Here is a 14,741-nt window from a genome sequence, read left to right as displayed (position 1 = left end):
CTGACCCTGTCCCCGCTTCAGCGCGACGTCCCCGCCGAAACCCGGCGGGGCCAGTACTGATCCAACTGAGAACAGGCTTGCGTCAACAACCCGCATCCGCTGAGGCTGTGTCAGCTGCGAATGAGTGGCTGTGTTCCCGCCGATCAGCAGGTTGTCCGCCGCACGGTGAGCGGCGGATCGCTCTTGCGGGGCCCCCGGTCACGATGTGGGTGTCCTCCAACACGCGGTAGGTCTCTCGCCGCTCGGCGGGCTTGCCCGCGTCGCGGTCCGGCATCCAGTCCGCGGCGGCGGCCCGCGTGAGGTCGAGGGCGGCGGACCCCGGGGGCACGCCGGTGTCGCGGCGCAGGTGGAACACCTGCTTCGGGCTGGGAACAGGATTCGGGCGCTGTTGAAGGTCGCGTTACGCGCCTCAAGTTGGCACAACGCCGGTCATATGGGCGGGCCTCAATCGAGTTGTTGCGGATGCCGGTCCTTGCCCAGCCGCCGTGACCGTCACGAAATATCCGCCACCGTCGTTTCCACGGGTTTCCATCACCCCACTCGAACATGACAGTGACCAACCGTCACCGCTCCCCAAGACCGGTGGAAGCCGGCCAGGAAGACCGACGAACTCGTACCCGGGGCGAGGGTGCCGTCGACATCGAAGAACACGACGCCCGCATAATCGGATGAGAACAAAGGTCAAGGATGCTGCCATCACGCGAAACGCGAGATCGGGGACTAGGTCCTGTCCGGCGGATCATGTGACTGCCTCAGGTCCAAGTCGTTGGCGTGTTCATGGGGCGGGGAGATCTGGCGAGTGATGAGTGGGATCGGTTGAAGCCGCATCTGCCCAGGTCCGGGATGCGGGGCGGACGTTGGAACAGCCACCGCAGGGTGATCAACGGAATCCTCTACCGCCAGCGGACGGGAGTGCCGTGGCGGGATCTGCCCGCACGTTTCGGCAAGTGGAAGACCGTCTATGAACGTCACCGACGCTGGTCGGCGGACGGCACGTGGGACCAAATCCTTGCGGCCGTCCAGGCGGACGCTGACGTGGACGGCCGCATCGACTGGTCGATGGTGAGCGTGGACTCGACGTCCTGCCGCGCCCACCAGCACGCCGCCGGAGCACGCAAGAGGCCGCCACGAGTACCGGGAAAAGACGCACGCCCCAGCAGCACCGCCCCGACGAGGGACTCGGACGCTCCCGGGGCGGACTGACCTGCAAGATTCATCTGGCCGGTGAGGGAGGCCGCCGTCCGCTCGCCTTCCTGCTCACGCCCGGCCAGTGGGGCGACGCCCCGCAGCTCATCCCGGTCATGGAACGCATCCGTGTTGCCCGCCACGGCGGCGGTCACCCCCGCACCCGGCCCGATCACCTGGGCGGTGACAAAGCGTACTCGTCCCGGCGTAATCGCCGCTACCTGCGAAGACGCCAGATCAAGCACACCATCCCGGAACCCAAGGACCAACGGGCCAACCGCCAACGGCGTGGCAGCAGTGGCGGCCGGCCCACCGCCTTCGACAAAACGATCTACAAGCGCCGCAACGAAGTTGAACGGACGATTAACGCGCTCAAGAACTTCCGGGCAGTGGCCACCAGATACGACAAGCGCGCCTACGTCTTCCACGGCACGGTCACCGTTGTCGCGCTGCGACTATGGCTTCGCTGAGGCAACGCAGAACTCATTGCCCTCCGGGTCGGCCATCACAACGTGGTGTCCGTCGCACTCCTCCAGGACCCTCCCGCCCGCCTTCACCAAGCGCCCGGACTCTGCCTTGATCCGCGCCCACCGCTCCTCGGGGCTGCCGTGTCCAGGCACCCGGACATCGATGTGGAGCCGGTTCTTTGCCGTCTTGGGCTCCGGGACTTTGAGGATTGACAGGCGAGGGCCGACGCCATCGGGATCGCAGAGCCACGCGCCATCGTCCTCGGTGTCGTCTTCCGGGAGGTCGAACTGCGCAAGCCACTCCTCGCGCGTTTTGAAGGGAGCGGGTGGTGGCTCGTCGACGTAGCCCAGTGCCATTTTCCAGAATGCAGCAAGGAGCTGTGCATCCGCGCAATCAAGCGTCAGATCGATTTTGGCTGCCATGGCAAGACCGTACTGTGCGCCTCTGACAATGCTTCATGGCCAACGGAGCGGCTATCGCCTGTCCATCGTGATCCGCCGGACAGAACCTAGGCCGTATATCGAAAGTGGATCTTGGGCTGTGAATGATCCCAGTTCATGGGGTGGGGCGCTGACCCCCGGGGGTCGCTTCGTTCGGGTGCTGTCAGGCGCCTCCCTCTCTCCCAGCTCGGTTCGAGTCCAGCTTCAGCACGCCTCCACCCAGGACCCCGTGACACACGTCACAGGAACCCCCCAGACCGGTCGGACAGTACTCCACGTGACTCACTCAACCCACGCCCGTCTCCGCGAAGGTGACCCGGCCGCGCTTGCCGAGGTGTTCCGGGAACACGCGGACGCCGTGTACCGCCATGCCTTGTGGTCCACGGGAAACTGGGCCACGGCCGAGGACGTCGTCTCCCTCACGTACCTGGAGGCGTGGCGCTCGCGCGAGCGGCTGCGACCGGAGGAGACCGGCAGTCTGCGCCCGTGGCTGCTGGGCATCGCTACGAACGTCCTGCGCAACACGGCCCGTTCGGCCCGGCGGCACCAGAGAGCCCTTGCCCGGATGCCACGTGCGGACACCGTCCCGGACTTCGCCGAGGAGGTGACCGGGCGGCTGGCGGACGCCGAACGGTTGGCGGCGGCCAAGGCGGCTCTGGAGGGGCTGCGGCGCACCGAGCGCGAGGTGTTCACCCTGTGCGTCTGGGGCGGGCTGGACTACGCGTCCGCCGCCGAGGCGTTGGGCATACCCGTCGGCACGGTGCGCTCCCGGCTGTCCCGCGCCCGCGCCAAGCTGCGCGACTCCGCAGGGCGCCCGGCCGCCCGGCGCGACGACGCACAGAGCGCACCCGGTCGGGAACTCCCCGCAGGCAGCGGACAGATACAGCGCATAGACAGCATTCCGGCTCGAAGCACCCAGGAGAACCTCGCATGAACGCCCTGTTCCGGAACCGTTCCGGCGCCGCCACCCCGTCCTCCCGTCCGGCGGACCCAGCCCACGAGGAGGGGAGCCAGGAGTGGCACGAGGCCCGCGACCGCACCGAGCTCGCCGCACTGCGTGAGATGGTCCCGCCGCCCGCCGCCCCCCGGCTTTCATCCACCCGTCACGCGGAGCTTGAAGCACACCTGATGAACGAGATCAGCGACACGACCGCCACGTCCGACGCCGCGAAGTCCGCCAAGTCCCGCTCCGCCGCCGGCCGCCCCTGGGGCTTCGGCTGGCTGACGCCCGGCCGGTCGATGTCCCTCGGGGCGGCTGCCGCCGTCATCGCGGCGGCCGTGGCGGGGTTCGCCGTCACCGGCAGCAGCGGTCAGACGGCCGTCGCCGCGCCCGCCCCGCTCAAGGTGGAGAACTCCCGGGCCACCGTGCCGCTCGCCACCGTCGCGAAACGAGCCGCCGCCCTCGCCGATTCCCCCGGCGCCGCGCACCGCGGGACCCACCGCCGGGAGTGGGCACTGGGGATGTGGGACGACGGCAAGCACAAGCCGGAGCAGATGCCGGTGACCGAGTCCCGCGACCGCTTCAACGCCGACGGCAGCGGTGAGGCGGAGGACATCAAGGACGGCCGGGTCGTCCACCGCACGCACCTACCGGCGGGTTCGTGGGAGAAGTTCGCCACCTTCAGGAGTACGCCCCCGACCACCGTCCGCGGCCTCGCTCACTACCTGGCGAAGGACAACCCCGACACCCGCGGCAGCGCGTACTGGACGATGAACTCCGTGGAGGCGCTGCTGCGTGAGTGGACGCCCGGCCCCGCCCAGACGGCCGCGATCGACGGCCTGCTCGCCGAGCAGTCCGGCCTGCGTGCCCTCGGTCCGGTCAAGGACCGTGCGGGGCGCCAGGGCCAGGCGTACGGCGTGGACTTCAAGAAGACGGTGCGGTGGACGATCGTCCTCGACGAGTACACCGGACGCATCCTGGGCACGGAGCTCTCCAGCATCAAGACCGACCCGAAGATGCAGCTGAAGCCCGGTGACGTCGAGCAGTACGACACCTACCTCGACTGAGCCGCACACCTGGCCACAGCCAGGGCCGCGCCCCCGGGTCCCGCACGTCACGCCGCGGAGCCCGGGGGCTTTCGCCGCCGGTCTTCGGCCCAGCTTGTTCGATCGCACCCGCCAGGGGGTGCTCCCGACGGCTGCGGGCGCGGCTTTCCTCTCCCGGGCCCGCAGGGCGCTCGACGAGATCACGGCGGCCTCGGTCGACGCGGCCAGGGCAGCACGCGGCGAGACGGGTGGGCTGCGCCTGGGGTTCATTGCGTCGGCGCTGCTCGAAGCCCTGCCGGACGTCCTGGGCCCGTTCGGTCGTGAACGGCCCGACGTGCGGTTGGAACTGCACGAGATGGCGACCAGGCGCAGCACGGCCGGATTTGTCATCGGTCGCGATCGGGCGTGACCACTTGGTCGCGGTCGTGAGCAGCACGCACTCGTACGCGGGTCAGTCGTCGGTGGACGTGGACCGGCTGCGGCAACAGCCGCTGATCGTGGTGTCGGGCGAGGACGAGCCGGCCGTCGTCACCGGGCTGATGGCCCTGCTAGGCAAGTACTCTCCGGCGCTCTCCGGCGCTCTCCGGCGCGACTGTCGCGAGGGGCATCCACACGATCATCGGCCTCGCCGCCTGTGGTGTGGGCGTCGGTCTGGGGCCGTCCCGCATGCTGGCGGCCTCACAGCGGGGCACGTGGTTCTACGAGGTGACCCCACGTGCCTCTCTGCCCGATCTGGTTCTGTCCTTCCAAGCCCGGGACCGTTCCCCGGAACTGAACACCTTCCTCGACGTCATCCGCACGAACTGCCCTGATGTCGGCGCCGCGCTCGACCACCGGCTCGGCCCACGCGGCCCACAAGAAGAAGGCGCCGCGCCGCGACCCCTACCTGACTGCACACAGCCGACAGTGCACCACTGGCTCCGTGACGCCGTCCGCCGGGCTCACCTCTGCGTACGCGAACCACACGAAGTGAACCAGAGCCTGCAAACGGGTTCTGGCGGAGGTGTCTGACGTGCGCCGCGTCTGGGTTGCCGCTGCACAGCGACGCGATGGCGACCGGCTCCACAAGAATCGGACCAGAGCCCGAGTTGCGACAGCAGATTTACGTTTCACCGAGCAGCACGTGGAGGGCGTGTTCGATGTACACGAGAAATGGTTCTGACTCAACTTCCGTGAAGCCGCCGCTCTCTGTCATGCGAAGAGAACCCGCTTGTGGAGGAGTTGGAAGCCAGCTCGGCTTCGGGTAACTGTCTGAAGGTGTTCTCCACCGTCGGCGGTCACTACCGGTGATCGCCGACCGGAGTTGACCCAGAACCGGACGTCCTGAACAAAGCCGGCAAGTCAGATGTCGGTAGTTGGCCCGAGGATGTCCAACCAAACGTCGAAGACGAAACGTGTGTCGTTGGGGCCGCCCTCCAACCACCACGTGCTCACCGTGGCGATGTCGTCAGTGACCTCTTCGATCGTGCACTGGATGCTGGTCGGGCACGGGTAGGCCGAGGTCGGCAGCAGATCTCCGTCGAAGTAGGCGGTCTTGCCGACCAGTTGGTGAGGGCGGTCATAAGCGTCGGCAAACTCCACCAGGACCAGACCCGGTTGCGGATCGTCGGTCAGCCAGCAGACAGCGGTGGCGGGCAGTTCGCAACCATCACCCTCGCCTAGACTTGACTCCATGGCCGCACACTATCAATCGGGTGTCGCATAGGACTACAGGTGCAGGGCACCCCGTTCCGATCGCGGTATTCACGACCACCGGCAGTACCTCGGCGTTCGCGATCGTCTGACGGGAACACCAGCTCCTTCAACCGGTGCAGGACCTCTTCCACGGCTTCGAACTGTCATCCAGACCAAGATCACGATTGATCATTTTCGGTCAACTTCCCGAGCCGTCATAGAGGTTCCCTCCTCGCTCGGCGTGGTCGCATCACGGAACTTGAGCCAGCACCCGAGAAATGTCAGCGGCCGCGGGCGGCTGACCCGCAGGCGCATCCGCCGGCCGAGAACTGCTCTCGATCACAGCCCAGTGGCCAGCCAAATGGTCACGGCCGTGGTGGCGATGAGCCCGAGGTTGAGCGTGATCCGGCGGTCTTCGCTGGTCAGGTGGACGGCGACCGCACCGATCTGCAGGAGAACGAAGCCGATGGCCGCGGCTGGCGCCAGCGAGGGAGCGATGCCGGTCAGCGGCGGCAGGATCAGTCCGGTCGCGCCGAGCATTTCGACCGTCCCCAGCGCCCTTACGACGGGCAATGGCATGCGGTCGACCCAGGCCATTATCGGTCGGAGTTGATCGCGGCTGCGGATCACCTTCATCGCGCCCGCGTAGAAGTAGAAGAGGGCGAGGAGCCCCGCGACGATCCAATAGGCGATGTTCATGGTTCCGTTCATAGTTTCCGTTTATGGGCCACCGGCTCCCGGAGCTCCGTCGATTGCCAGAAGAAACCTGGAGAAGGCTCGCTCCGTAGTCCGGGGGCCTGGACACCGAAAGGCGGAAGCGCCACGGCCTCGGCGGTCGGTAGGGGAGCCGTCGGGCCGTGCGTCCTGCCGGCTTCAGGCAAGCTCGGTGGTGGGCTCGGTCGCGTAGCGGTTCATCGCGTCGATGTTGGCCTGTGGCGTCAGCCGCCGGCCGTCGGCGAGCACGTCCTGAAGGTCCCGGAAGTACTGCACGTACAGGTCGGGGGTGAAAGTGCTGAGCATGACGGCGGGTTGGTCGGTCAGGTTGGCGAAGGTGTGCGGGGTACCGGGCGGAACCATCACGAGCGTGCCCGTGGTGGCGTCGTAGTCCTTGTCTCCGACGGTGAACCGCACGGTGGCGGAGAGGATGTAGAAGCCCTCGTCGTGTCGGGCGTGGCGGTGCTGGGGCGGTCCCTGGGCGTGCGGGGCGAGGACGGACTCGGCGATCGCGAGGCGGTGCCCGGTGTGGCTGCCGTCCTCGAGAACGCGCATGTGCGTGGTGCCCAGAACGATCCTTTCGCCGTCGCCGGGACCCACCACCGATACGGCGGGGTCGGCGTGAGGCTCGCTGCCCTTGGTTTCTTCGGTCATGCTCATGAGTGCACCGCCGGAGTCTGGTCAGTGTCCAAGACCTATCCCGCAGTACCGATACCTTGTGGGTATCGTTGCAGCGTGGAGCTACGGACCTTGCGTTACTTCGTGGCGGTCGCCGAGGAACTCCACTTCGGCCGGGCCGCTACCCGACTGCACATGAGCCAGCCGCCGCTGAGCCGGGCGATCAAGCAGTTGGAGGCCGATGTCGGGGCCCTGCTGTTCGCCCGCTCACCTGCAGGCGTCACGCTCACTCCGGTGGGCACGGTGCTGCTCGACCAGGCGCGGGTGCTGCTCGACCATGCCGACCAAGTCCGTGTACGCGTGAGCGCGGCGGCGGGCGCCACGACCATCACCGTCGGCATCCTGGGTGACGGCACCGACCCGGGAGTGACCAGACTGGCCGCCGCCTACCGTCGGCGCCACCCCGGCATCGAGATCCACATCCGCGACACCGATCTGACCGACCCGACGTGCGGGCTGCGCGCCGGACTGGTCGATGTCGCCTTGACTCGAGCACCGTTCGACCAGACCGCCTTGATGGTGCGTGCGCTGCGGACCGATTCGGTCGGCGTGGTCCTGCGCGCCGATGATCCGCTGGCCCGCTGCGACCGTTTACGGCTGGTCGACCTGAGCGATCGCCGCTGGTTTCAGTTCCCGCAGGGAACCGACCCCATCTGGCAGTCGTACTGGAACGGCGGTAGGCCGCGCGAGGGCCCCGTGGTGCGCACCGTCCAGGAATGCCTGCAGGCCGTGCTGTGGAACGGCACGGTCGGCCTGGCCCCACTCGGACACGACCTGCCCGCGGAGTTCGCCGTAGTACCGCTGAGTGACATGGCACCGAGCCGAGTGGTGGTGGTGTGGAACGAAGGTGAAACCAACCCGTTGATCCGATCCTTCACCGAGATCGCGACAACCGCGTACCGCCACTGAGCACCGGCAACCGGTGCTGCCGCAACTCATGAACCATTCGCACGCCGCCGCCCTCGGGACTCCCCCCGAAGTGGTGAACGTCTGCTGTCGCAACTCGGGCTCTGATCCAATTCTTGTGGAGCCGGTCGCCATCGCGTCGCTGGGCAGCAGCACCCAGATGCGGCGCACGCCAGACACCTCTGCCAGAACCCGCGCAGAGGTGCCCCTGCCCAGCACCACAGAGAGCGGACCAGAACCCGTTCTCGTGAACAAAACCAACCGGTCATCGTGTGAGCAGCCGGGGGAGCAGCACCGGCTCCAACTGCGGGCAGTGTGGCGGCTTGGGCGGGCGGGGGAGGGGGGAGCGCGGCGGGAAACGACGGAGCGCGTGCTACCGCTTTCGTCGCCGATGGGACCGGTAGCGCAGGTAGATGCGGGCAGCGATCAGAGCCAGTACCACCACGGCGAACGTGATCCTCAACCATGGCGGGACGGTGCCCGCTTCGGGGAGAAACGCCGCGTCAATCACGACGGCTTCTTGCCTGCACGCTTGGCCTCGACCTCGCGGCCGACGGTGAGTTCCTGATTGCGGTCGGCGCCGACCTTGCGGGTGATGCGGCGGAAGAACTCATCGGACAGCCCCGTGAGCTTGGCGAGTTCGGCGTGAGTGGCGCCGGCGAGGAGGTCTCCTGCGGCTCGTTCGCGGACTTCCACGAGGTCGTCCTTGGCGGCTTCGTGATGGAGCTCGTGGCGGCTGTAGAGCCGCAGGTTCTGGGCGTCGGGTGTGTGTTCGGCGGTCATGGAGGTCATGTTCGCACCCATGACGTGGGAAAAGGCCCTCGCCGAAGCCAAGAAGCGTGGCGTCGGACGGTGCAGCGACCCCGCCGCCATGGCCGCGTTCTGCAAGGCCAGCATTCGGGCTTCTTGTCGGCGCCGTCGATCCGGAGCTGAATCTGGGAAGGCGCGATAAAGACGGGCTTGAGCTTCAAGGAGTTGGCGGCGTCGGCCAACCGGGACGCAGTGGCCTGCTCAGAACTTATGTGGGTCTGACCACTCCAGGGTCGGGCCGGGGCGAGGCTGGGCTCTCCAACCGCCCTACATCCGTACCCAGGCAGCTCGAACGATCCGCTTAATTGCTTCCCTCGCGCCGCGGTCGAAGCCCGCTCCGTCGCCGCCTACGCCGTGGCGCGCATCGCCCGGCGCGGGCAACGCGGACGTCAGAGCTTCCCGGGCCGGGCTGCGATGGATGCTGTGCTTGCGAGCTGAATCTCGTACCGATAAGCCGGACATCCTGGACCCCGATGGAACGCCGCACGCATCTCGATCTTGTTTGGCGCCACATCGCAAAGCACCCTGCAGCACTGCGGGGCCCCGCCTCATCTCCCATCGAGCGCGCCGCGCTACGCCCGGCAGCCGCACCCCCTCACGGGCATCACCAGCCCTTGCGTTCGGAATATCAGAACGACGGCAGCACACGCGCCGTGGTCGTAGGCGACGCCGTCGCCGAGATCCGCAACGGCCACGGGCCCCGGGCCGAGGTGGAGCACCACCACCTCACGCCGGTGCCCGGACGTAGCTGTGCCCGGGACTGCTGGAATCAGCCCCGGGCACTTCGCTCTACGGCGGGGCCCGCCCTCATCTGCCCCTCGTGCTCACTTGTGCGGCGTGGTCTTCAGGAATCTTGTCCGCCGCCAACTGCTCGCCGACCGCCGCGCCCGTGCTGAGCAGTACCGCAGGCAGGTTGCAGACCTGGTCGGCGCTCTGCTCGAGGCGGTGGTGGCCTACCGAGACCTGTACTGGCTGCGGATCGCTGCGATACGCAATGGAGAACCCCAGAACACTCACACTGCGCTGCGCCTGGTTGGCGCCGCGTACGTCCACTCGTCCTCAGCAGGGTGGCTGTGTGCCGGCGCGGAAGGATGGTTGGGGGCGCTGCGCGGAGGGCGTGTGGCAGAGCAGTCGCGGCCCCTGCCGCGGTTGTGGCTGTTCTACGGTGCGATGGGTCTGGGTGTCTGCTCCGGTGGGGAAGGGGCGGGCGGAGGCGGGGTGTTGTGGCTGGGGCTGACTGGTGGGGGAGTGTGGGCGGGGGCTGGTGGGTCGCCTCGTGAGAGGAGGCGTGGCAGGACGAGGAGGGCGGCTGCCACTGCTGCGGCCAGGAGGATTGTCGCGGCCTTGCGCAGTTGGGGGTGGATGGCTGTCCGCGCGCGGGTCGAGAGGGGGGAGGTCGGGCGCAGGGCGGTGACTTGGTGGGCCCGGGCATGCAGTGCGGCGCGAAGACGGTCCTCGACGGCTGTCATGGGCTCTCCTTGAGTCTTCTGGCCAGAGCCGTGAGGGCGCGGCTCGCTGTGGACTTCACTGCACCCCGAGACAGACCCAGGGCTGCTGCGATGTCCGCTTCGGACATGTTCGACCAGTACCTGAGGACGAGGACCTCCCGCTGGCGCACGGTGAGCAGTCTCAGTGCGCGCAGCACTTCCTGGTGTTCTTCCCTGAGGAGGATCTCTTCTTCCGGTGGTGGTGCGGGGAGGATGCGCGGGGGGATGTAGGCGCGCACGGTGCGCCTTCTGCGCAGGACATCCCTGGAGGTGTTGACCACGCTGCGCCGTACGTAGGCTTCGGGGTCGGTGATGGGGTCGAGCGTGTTGCCGTGACGTCGGTAGAGGCCTGCGAAGGCTTCCTGGACGACGTCCTCGGCGGTGGGGATGTCGTCGACCAGGAGGACGGCCAGGCGCACGAGGTCGAGCCTGCTGTGGCGGTAGAGCATGTCGATTTCTTCCGACGCCGTGCCAGGCGGCCGACCCTTGAGGTCCGCTCTGTTTCGGCCCTGGGAGAGGCGGGCCAGGAGCCATCGCCACGGACTGCGCGGGAAGGCATCTGCACAGGTGAGTACGGCAGCCATCAGCGCCCTTTTCTCGCGGACGGCATGGTGTCGTCCTGAGGGCGTGCGTGGCGGCCGTCATCGGGTCCGGGCCGCCGGGGGGACGCCGGGGAGGTGTTGTAGTCGGTTTCCCGGCGGGTCATGTCTGGCATAGGGATCAATCTGTCCGAGTGGGGCGAGCGGTTCAGGGCTTTCAGGGAGCGCCCTCTACTGGGAAGGACGTGTGGGGCGCCATCAGGTTGCAGTTCACCGCGCGGTGTAAGCGCTCAGCTGTGGCCTGCCTGGCTGCCCTGGCTGCCACCTCCGGAACATGAATCGTCGGTGGCGGCCTGCAACCTCGGGCAGGCCCGCACGTCTGTCAGGTCGTGAAGGGATGTTCCGTCCTGGCACGGGACATGTGTGCCGTGCCTGGGTACGGCACACCGACGTGCAGGTGGAATCTGAGGAAGACTGTGCTTCTGAGAGTCAGAGTCGTTGTGGCTGCCGCGCTGGGCTGTCTGGGGCTGGTATCGGGCTGTTCGGGATCGGCTGAAAAGCCGGCGCGTGACGCGGAGGCGGGGGCGCCGATGACGTCCGCGCCGGCGCCGTCAGCAGACAGCCGTGCTCCCGCGCCGCCGCCGGATCATGAGCCGGTCTCCTACAAGCCGAGCTCGCCCGACCGCACGGTGCGCACGGCCCGCGGACATCAGGTCAACACGTGTGTGCCGAAGGATCTGAGGAGCAAGGCCACCACGCTGACGACCAGTGACGGCGTCCATCTGTCGGCGCTGGTCCTGGGGGAGGGGCCCGATGGCGTGCTGCTGGATCACGAGCAGGGGTACAACATCTGCTCTTTCGTCGCCATCGGGCGCAAGTTGGCGGAGCGTGGCTATCACGTGGTGATTCCCGAGTACCGCAATCACGGTGCATCTGAGCACCTGGCCGACAACGAGCACATCGACCGCGATGCCCGGGCCGGGCTGGCGGAACTGCGCCGTGTCGGTGCCAAGAGGGTGTTCTTGGCTGGCGCGTCGTGTGGCGGTACGACGGCAGCTGTCGCCGGCGTGGACACACCTTTGCCAGTGGTGGGCCTGGTGATGATGTCCTCGCCTGCCCGGTGCCTGGGGGCCGATGCGGTGGCGGCGGTGCGAAAGCTGAGGGTTCCCACGCTTCTTGTGGTGTCGCCCGGTGACATGCAGGGCGCGGTGGAGAAGCAGGTCCGAGAGGTCTACGCGGCCTCCGCTGCCCGCAACAAGGAGCTCGTCATCAACAAGAGCGGCTTCCACGGAACAGACATGATCAGGCGGGCCGGTGCCTCGGGGGCCGCGTTGCAGGACCGGGTCCTCGCGTTTGTGGCGGATTCCTATGCCGCCTCCCGTTGAAGCAAGCAGTCACATGTGGCCCTCGGGCGATGGCGATGAGCGCCACTGCACGCCCCGCCCCAGGCCCCCCACTCACTACGTACGGAATGGAAACATGGTGAAGCGACACAAGCGAACGAGGGTTTCGGTTCGCCTGCTGGGCCTGTCGGCGACGGCGCTGTCCGTGGCCATGGCGGCCTTCACGTATACGTCCGCGGCGGGCGCCGCGGGAGTGAACGAGGCGAGGGGACAAAGCTCGGTGTCTTCTTCCCAGGCCACCAAGACGGTCCGCTACGACATGGGGGACGCGGCCTGGCATCTGCCGCAGACAGGTGAACCGGCCGAGTTGACTGGTGTCGTGCACTACCCCGCCGACCTGGGCACGGGGAGGCATCCGCTGATCGTGATGATGCATGGGCTGCACGAGACCTGCGCCGACCGCAAGGCCGACGCCGCGCGCACGACTGCCGAGCAGGAGGGTGACGACGCCGCGTATGAAGCTGCCACCGCGAAGCTGTTCGCCTGGCCGTGCGCCCCGAGAACATCCGCGTTGCCCAGTGAGCTCGGCTACGACTACCTGGCCCGGACGTTGGCCGGACAGGGGTTTGTAGTGGTCTCGGTCGGTGCCAACGGCATCAACGCCTCCTCCGTGTCGGGCGATGACAACGCTGCCGCGCGGGCGGACCTCGTCAACCGGCATCTGCGTATGTGGCAGGAGCTCAACTCCAAGGACAAGGGTGAGCTCGCCGGGAAGTTCACCGACCCGGCCACCGGAGCGGCGCGACGCGTCGGCTTCGCCCACCACCTGGACATGGGCAACGTGGGGATCATGGGGCATTCCAGGGCAGGGGCCGGGGTCACCTGGCAGGCGGCTGACAGCCATCGGGGGCAGTGGCCCAAGGGCGTCGATGTCAAGGCGGTGGCGGCGGTGGCGCCCGCCTACAACGTGATGACGGAGGACATGTCCCACTATGCGATCACCAAGACCCCCTTCGCTGTCTTCCGGGGAACATGCGACGGACAGGTCGGCGGTGAGGCATTCTCGTTCGCGGCCGACGCGGCAAAGGGGAATCCAAGTGGCTTCTACCGGTTCGCGATCCACGGGGCGAACCACAACTACTTCAACACGCAGTGGTCGCCTCACAGCCGTCAGGTCGCAGCCGCCGACGATGCCACGCCGGTGCAAGGACACCCCGGGCAGTGCACCGACCGAGAGGGTGCGGCGCCGACCAGGCAGTTGACCGAGCCGCAGCAGCGCCATGTCGCCGCCACGTACCTCGCTGCCTTCTTCCGCCGTTACCTCCTCGGCGACACTGGGCAGGACCAGGTACTGAGGGGGGTGCGGCATCCCGACGCGGCCATCACGGAGGTGGACGTCACTACCGATGCTCCCTGAACGGCAGCCGTCTGCACAGAGGCTCTCCGTTCGCGCACCGCCGGTCCGCAGGGCATCCCCTCGCCTCGTGTACGGGGCAGCATCCACGTAAGAGCGTGTCCTGCATGGTTGTTAACGGGATTTCATCGCCGTGAACCGTGGAGTGTCCGCGCTTCTTAGCGCCTGGTCGCACTCGGGACAGACCCACCGGTGCATGTTCCTCCGGTACCAAGGAGCGTCGGGGTTACGCGGCGTGGAGGGCACTGGTTCCATGCCGGTTGTCGGCCTGCCGCAGAGGGTCGACTCTGTCGGATCGCCGGGCAGGGTGGGATCAGTTGGCGCGGCATGGACGTGCTCGATGAATGGCCTGGCTTGGCTTGGCCTGGCCCGAAGTCCGTAGACATCTGCTTGCCCAGTTCCTGCAGGACGATGATTTCCATGGCCTCACACTGCACCTGTGCTCGATCGTCCGCCCATCTTCCCGCACCTGGTTTCGCTTTGCGGAGGCGGCCGGTCGAACAGGCCCGCAGCAAGCGCGGCTAGGCCGTTTCGTTTGGATCATCGGATCGTTGGTCCGGGCGTGTCGCTGACTGACGTGCAGTGGGCGCGGATTGAGCCCTTGCTCCCTGACCGGCGCCGAAGCGGGGTGGCCGCTGGCGAGACCACCGACAGGTGATCAACGCGATCGCCTTCAAGTTCCAGACCGGAACGCAGTGGGTCCACCTACCGGAGAAGTTCGGAAACTGGCGAGGCGTCTACAACCGGCTGCGGATGTGGGCCCGCGGCGGCACCTGGGAGCGGGTGTTCACCACGCTGATCGGCCTGGCCGATCCCGTGGTGGATTAACCACGAAGATCCACCTCGCTGCCGTCACCAGTTGCCGCCCCCCCTGACCTTTCATCTCACCGCCGGACAGGCGGGCGACGCACCCGCCTTTACCCAGGTGATGGCGCGTCTGCGTGTTCCGCGCCGACGCGGGCGGCCCCGCACCAGGCCGGACGTGGTCCTGGCGGACAAGGTGTACTCCTCACGTGCGATCCGCGCGCACCTGCACAAACGCGGGATCCGCGCGGTGATCCCCGTCCCGGCGGACCAGCAGGCCCACCGGCTGCGGC

The 14,741-nt window shown here is 67.6% G+C and carries 13 protein-coding genes and 2 pseudogenes; 8 read left to right on the top strand and 7 right to left on the bottom strand.

The window, feature by feature from the left end:
* Nucleotides 1-777 precede the first annotated feature (777 nt).
* Nucleotides 778-1,655 (top strand): IS5 family transposase gene (locus ACGFX9_RS38060; RefSeq protein WP_393484416.1). Its coding sequence is split into 2 segments (ribosomal slippage): nucleotides 778-1,138 and nucleotides 1,138-1,655, totalling 879 coding nucleotides; the frame shifts between segments, so codons are not numbered across the junction.
* Here ACGFX9_RS38060 and ACGFX9_RS38055 read toward each other — a convergent pair.
* Nucleotides 1,641-2,075, bottom strand: coding sequence for a VOC family protein (locus tag ACGFX9_RS38055; protein ID WP_393484413.1), 435 nt, complete (start codon nucleotides 2,073-2,075; stop codon nucleotides 1,641-1,643). The two genes, ACGFX9_RS38060 and ACGFX9_RS38055, sit on opposite strands and share 15 nt — an antisense overlap.
* A gap of 295 nt (nucleotides 2,076-2,370) precedes the next feature.
* Here ACGFX9_RS38055 and ACGFX9_RS38050 point away from each other — a divergent pair, with 295 nt between their 5' ends.
* From ACGFX9_RS38050 to ACGFX9_RS38040, 3 genes and pseudogenes are all read left to right on the top strand, one after another.
* Entirely contained in the window at nucleotides 2,371-3,027 is a 657-nt protein-coding gene (locus ACGFX9_RS38050) for an RNA polymerase sigma factor (protein WP_393484411.1), read from the top strand.
* The gene (locus tag ACGFX9_RS38045; RefSeq protein WP_393484409.1) at nucleotides 3,024-4,100 is read left to right on the top strand and encodes a CU044_5270 family protein; all 1,077 of its coding nucleotides are present in this window, start codon (nucleotides 3,024-3,026) and stop codon (nucleotides 4,098-4,100) included. The genes ACGFX9_RS38050 and ACGFX9_RS38045 overlap by 4 nt, the downstream gene beginning before the upstream one ends.
* A gap of 94 nt (nucleotides 4,101-4,194) precedes the next feature.
* Nucleotides 4,195-4,928 (top strand): annotated as a pseudogene (locus tag ACGFX9_RS38040) (LysR substrate-binding domain-containing protein); the annotation flags it as partial.
* Nucleotides 4,929-5,420: 492 nt separating this feature from the next.
* Here the strand turns inward: ACGFX9_RS38040 and ACGFX9_RS38035 are convergent.
* From ACGFX9_RS38035 to ACGFX9_RS38025, 3 genes are all read right to left on the bottom strand, one after another.
* Nucleotides 5,421-5,753, bottom strand: a complete 333-nt coding sequence (locus ACGFX9_RS38035) for a hypothetical protein (RefSeq protein WP_393484407.1) — start codon at nucleotides 5,751-5,753, stop codon at nucleotides 5,421-5,423.
* A 339-nt stretch (nucleotides 5,754-6,092) separates the two neighbouring features.
* A complete protein-coding gene (locus ACGFX9_RS38030) occupies nucleotides 6,093-6,452 on the bottom strand; it encodes a DoxX family protein (RefSeq protein ID WP_393484405.1) in 360 nt (119 codons plus the stop codon).
* A gap of 174 nt (nucleotides 6,453-6,626) precedes the next feature.
* Nucleotides 6,627-7,127: a cupin domain-containing protein gene (locus ACGFX9_RS38025; protein WP_393484403.1), complete on the bottom strand. Its 501-nt coding sequence runs from the start codon at nucleotides 7,125-7,127 to the stop codon at nucleotides 6,627-6,629.
* Between the two features lie 90 nt (nucleotides 7,128-7,217).
* On the opposite strand from ACGFX9_RS38025, the gene ACGFX9_RS38020 reads away from it, so the two are divergent.
* Nucleotides 7,218-8,054: a LysR family transcriptional regulator gene (locus ACGFX9_RS38020; protein ID WP_393484498.1), complete on the top strand. Its 837-nt coding sequence runs from the start codon at nucleotides 7,218-7,220 to the stop codon at nucleotides 8,052-8,054.
* Nucleotides 8,055-8,558: 504 nt separating this feature from the next.
* Here the strand turns inward: ACGFX9_RS38020 and ACGFX9_RS38015 are convergent.
* The 3 genes from ACGFX9_RS38015 to ACGFX9_RS38005 form a co-directional block, all read right to left on the bottom strand.
* On the bottom strand, nucleotides 8,559-8,834 hold the full coding sequence (locus tag ACGFX9_RS38015; RefSeq protein ID WP_393484401.1) for a hypothetical protein: 276 nt from the start codon (nucleotides 8,832-8,834) through the stop codon (nucleotides 8,559-8,561).
* An 834-nt stretch (nucleotides 8,835-9,668) separates the two neighbouring features.
* Nucleotides 9,669-9,914 carry a hypothetical protein gene (locus ACGFX9_RS38010; protein WP_393484399.1) on the bottom strand — a complete coding sequence of 82 codons (246 nt, stop codon included), beginning with the start codon at nucleotides 9,912-9,914 and terminating at the stop codon, nucleotides 9,669-9,671.
* Between the two features lie 412 nt (nucleotides 9,915-10,326).
* Entirely contained in the window at nucleotides 10,327-10,932 is a 606-nt protein-coding gene (locus tag ACGFX9_RS38005; protein WP_393484397.1) for a SigE family RNA polymerase sigma factor, read from the bottom strand.
* A 455-nt stretch (nucleotides 10,933-11,387) separates the two neighbouring features.
* Here ACGFX9_RS38005 and ACGFX9_RS38000 point away from each other — a divergent pair, with 455 nt between their 5' ends.
* The 3 genes and pseudogenes from ACGFX9_RS38000 to ACGFX9_RS37990 all read left to right on the top strand — a co-directional run.
* Nucleotides 11,388-12,272, top strand: coding sequence for an alpha/beta fold hydrolase (locus tag ACGFX9_RS38000; protein WP_393484395.1), 885 nt, complete (start codon nucleotides 11,388-11,390; stop codon nucleotides 12,270-12,272).
* Between the two features lie 94 nt (nucleotides 12,273-12,366).
* Nucleotides 12,367-13,647: an alpha/beta hydrolase gene (locus tag ACGFX9_RS37995; RefSeq protein ID WP_393484393.1), complete on the top strand. Its 1,281-nt coding sequence runs from the start codon at nucleotides 12,367-12,369 to the stop codon at nucleotides 13,645-13,647.
* A gap of 559 nt (nucleotides 13,648-14,206) precedes the next feature.
* Nucleotides 14,207-14,741: pseudogene (locus ACGFX9_RS37990) on the top strand (transposase); the annotation flags it as partial.

It is taken from the genome of Streptomyces sp. NPDC048436 (genome assembly GCF_043200355.1).
Lineage (GTDB): Bacteria > Actinomycetota > Actinomycetes > Streptomycetales > Streptomycetaceae > Streptomyces.
Note: the sequence above shows the minus strand (reverse complement) of the source record. Positions and strands in the feature narration are given on the sequence as shown.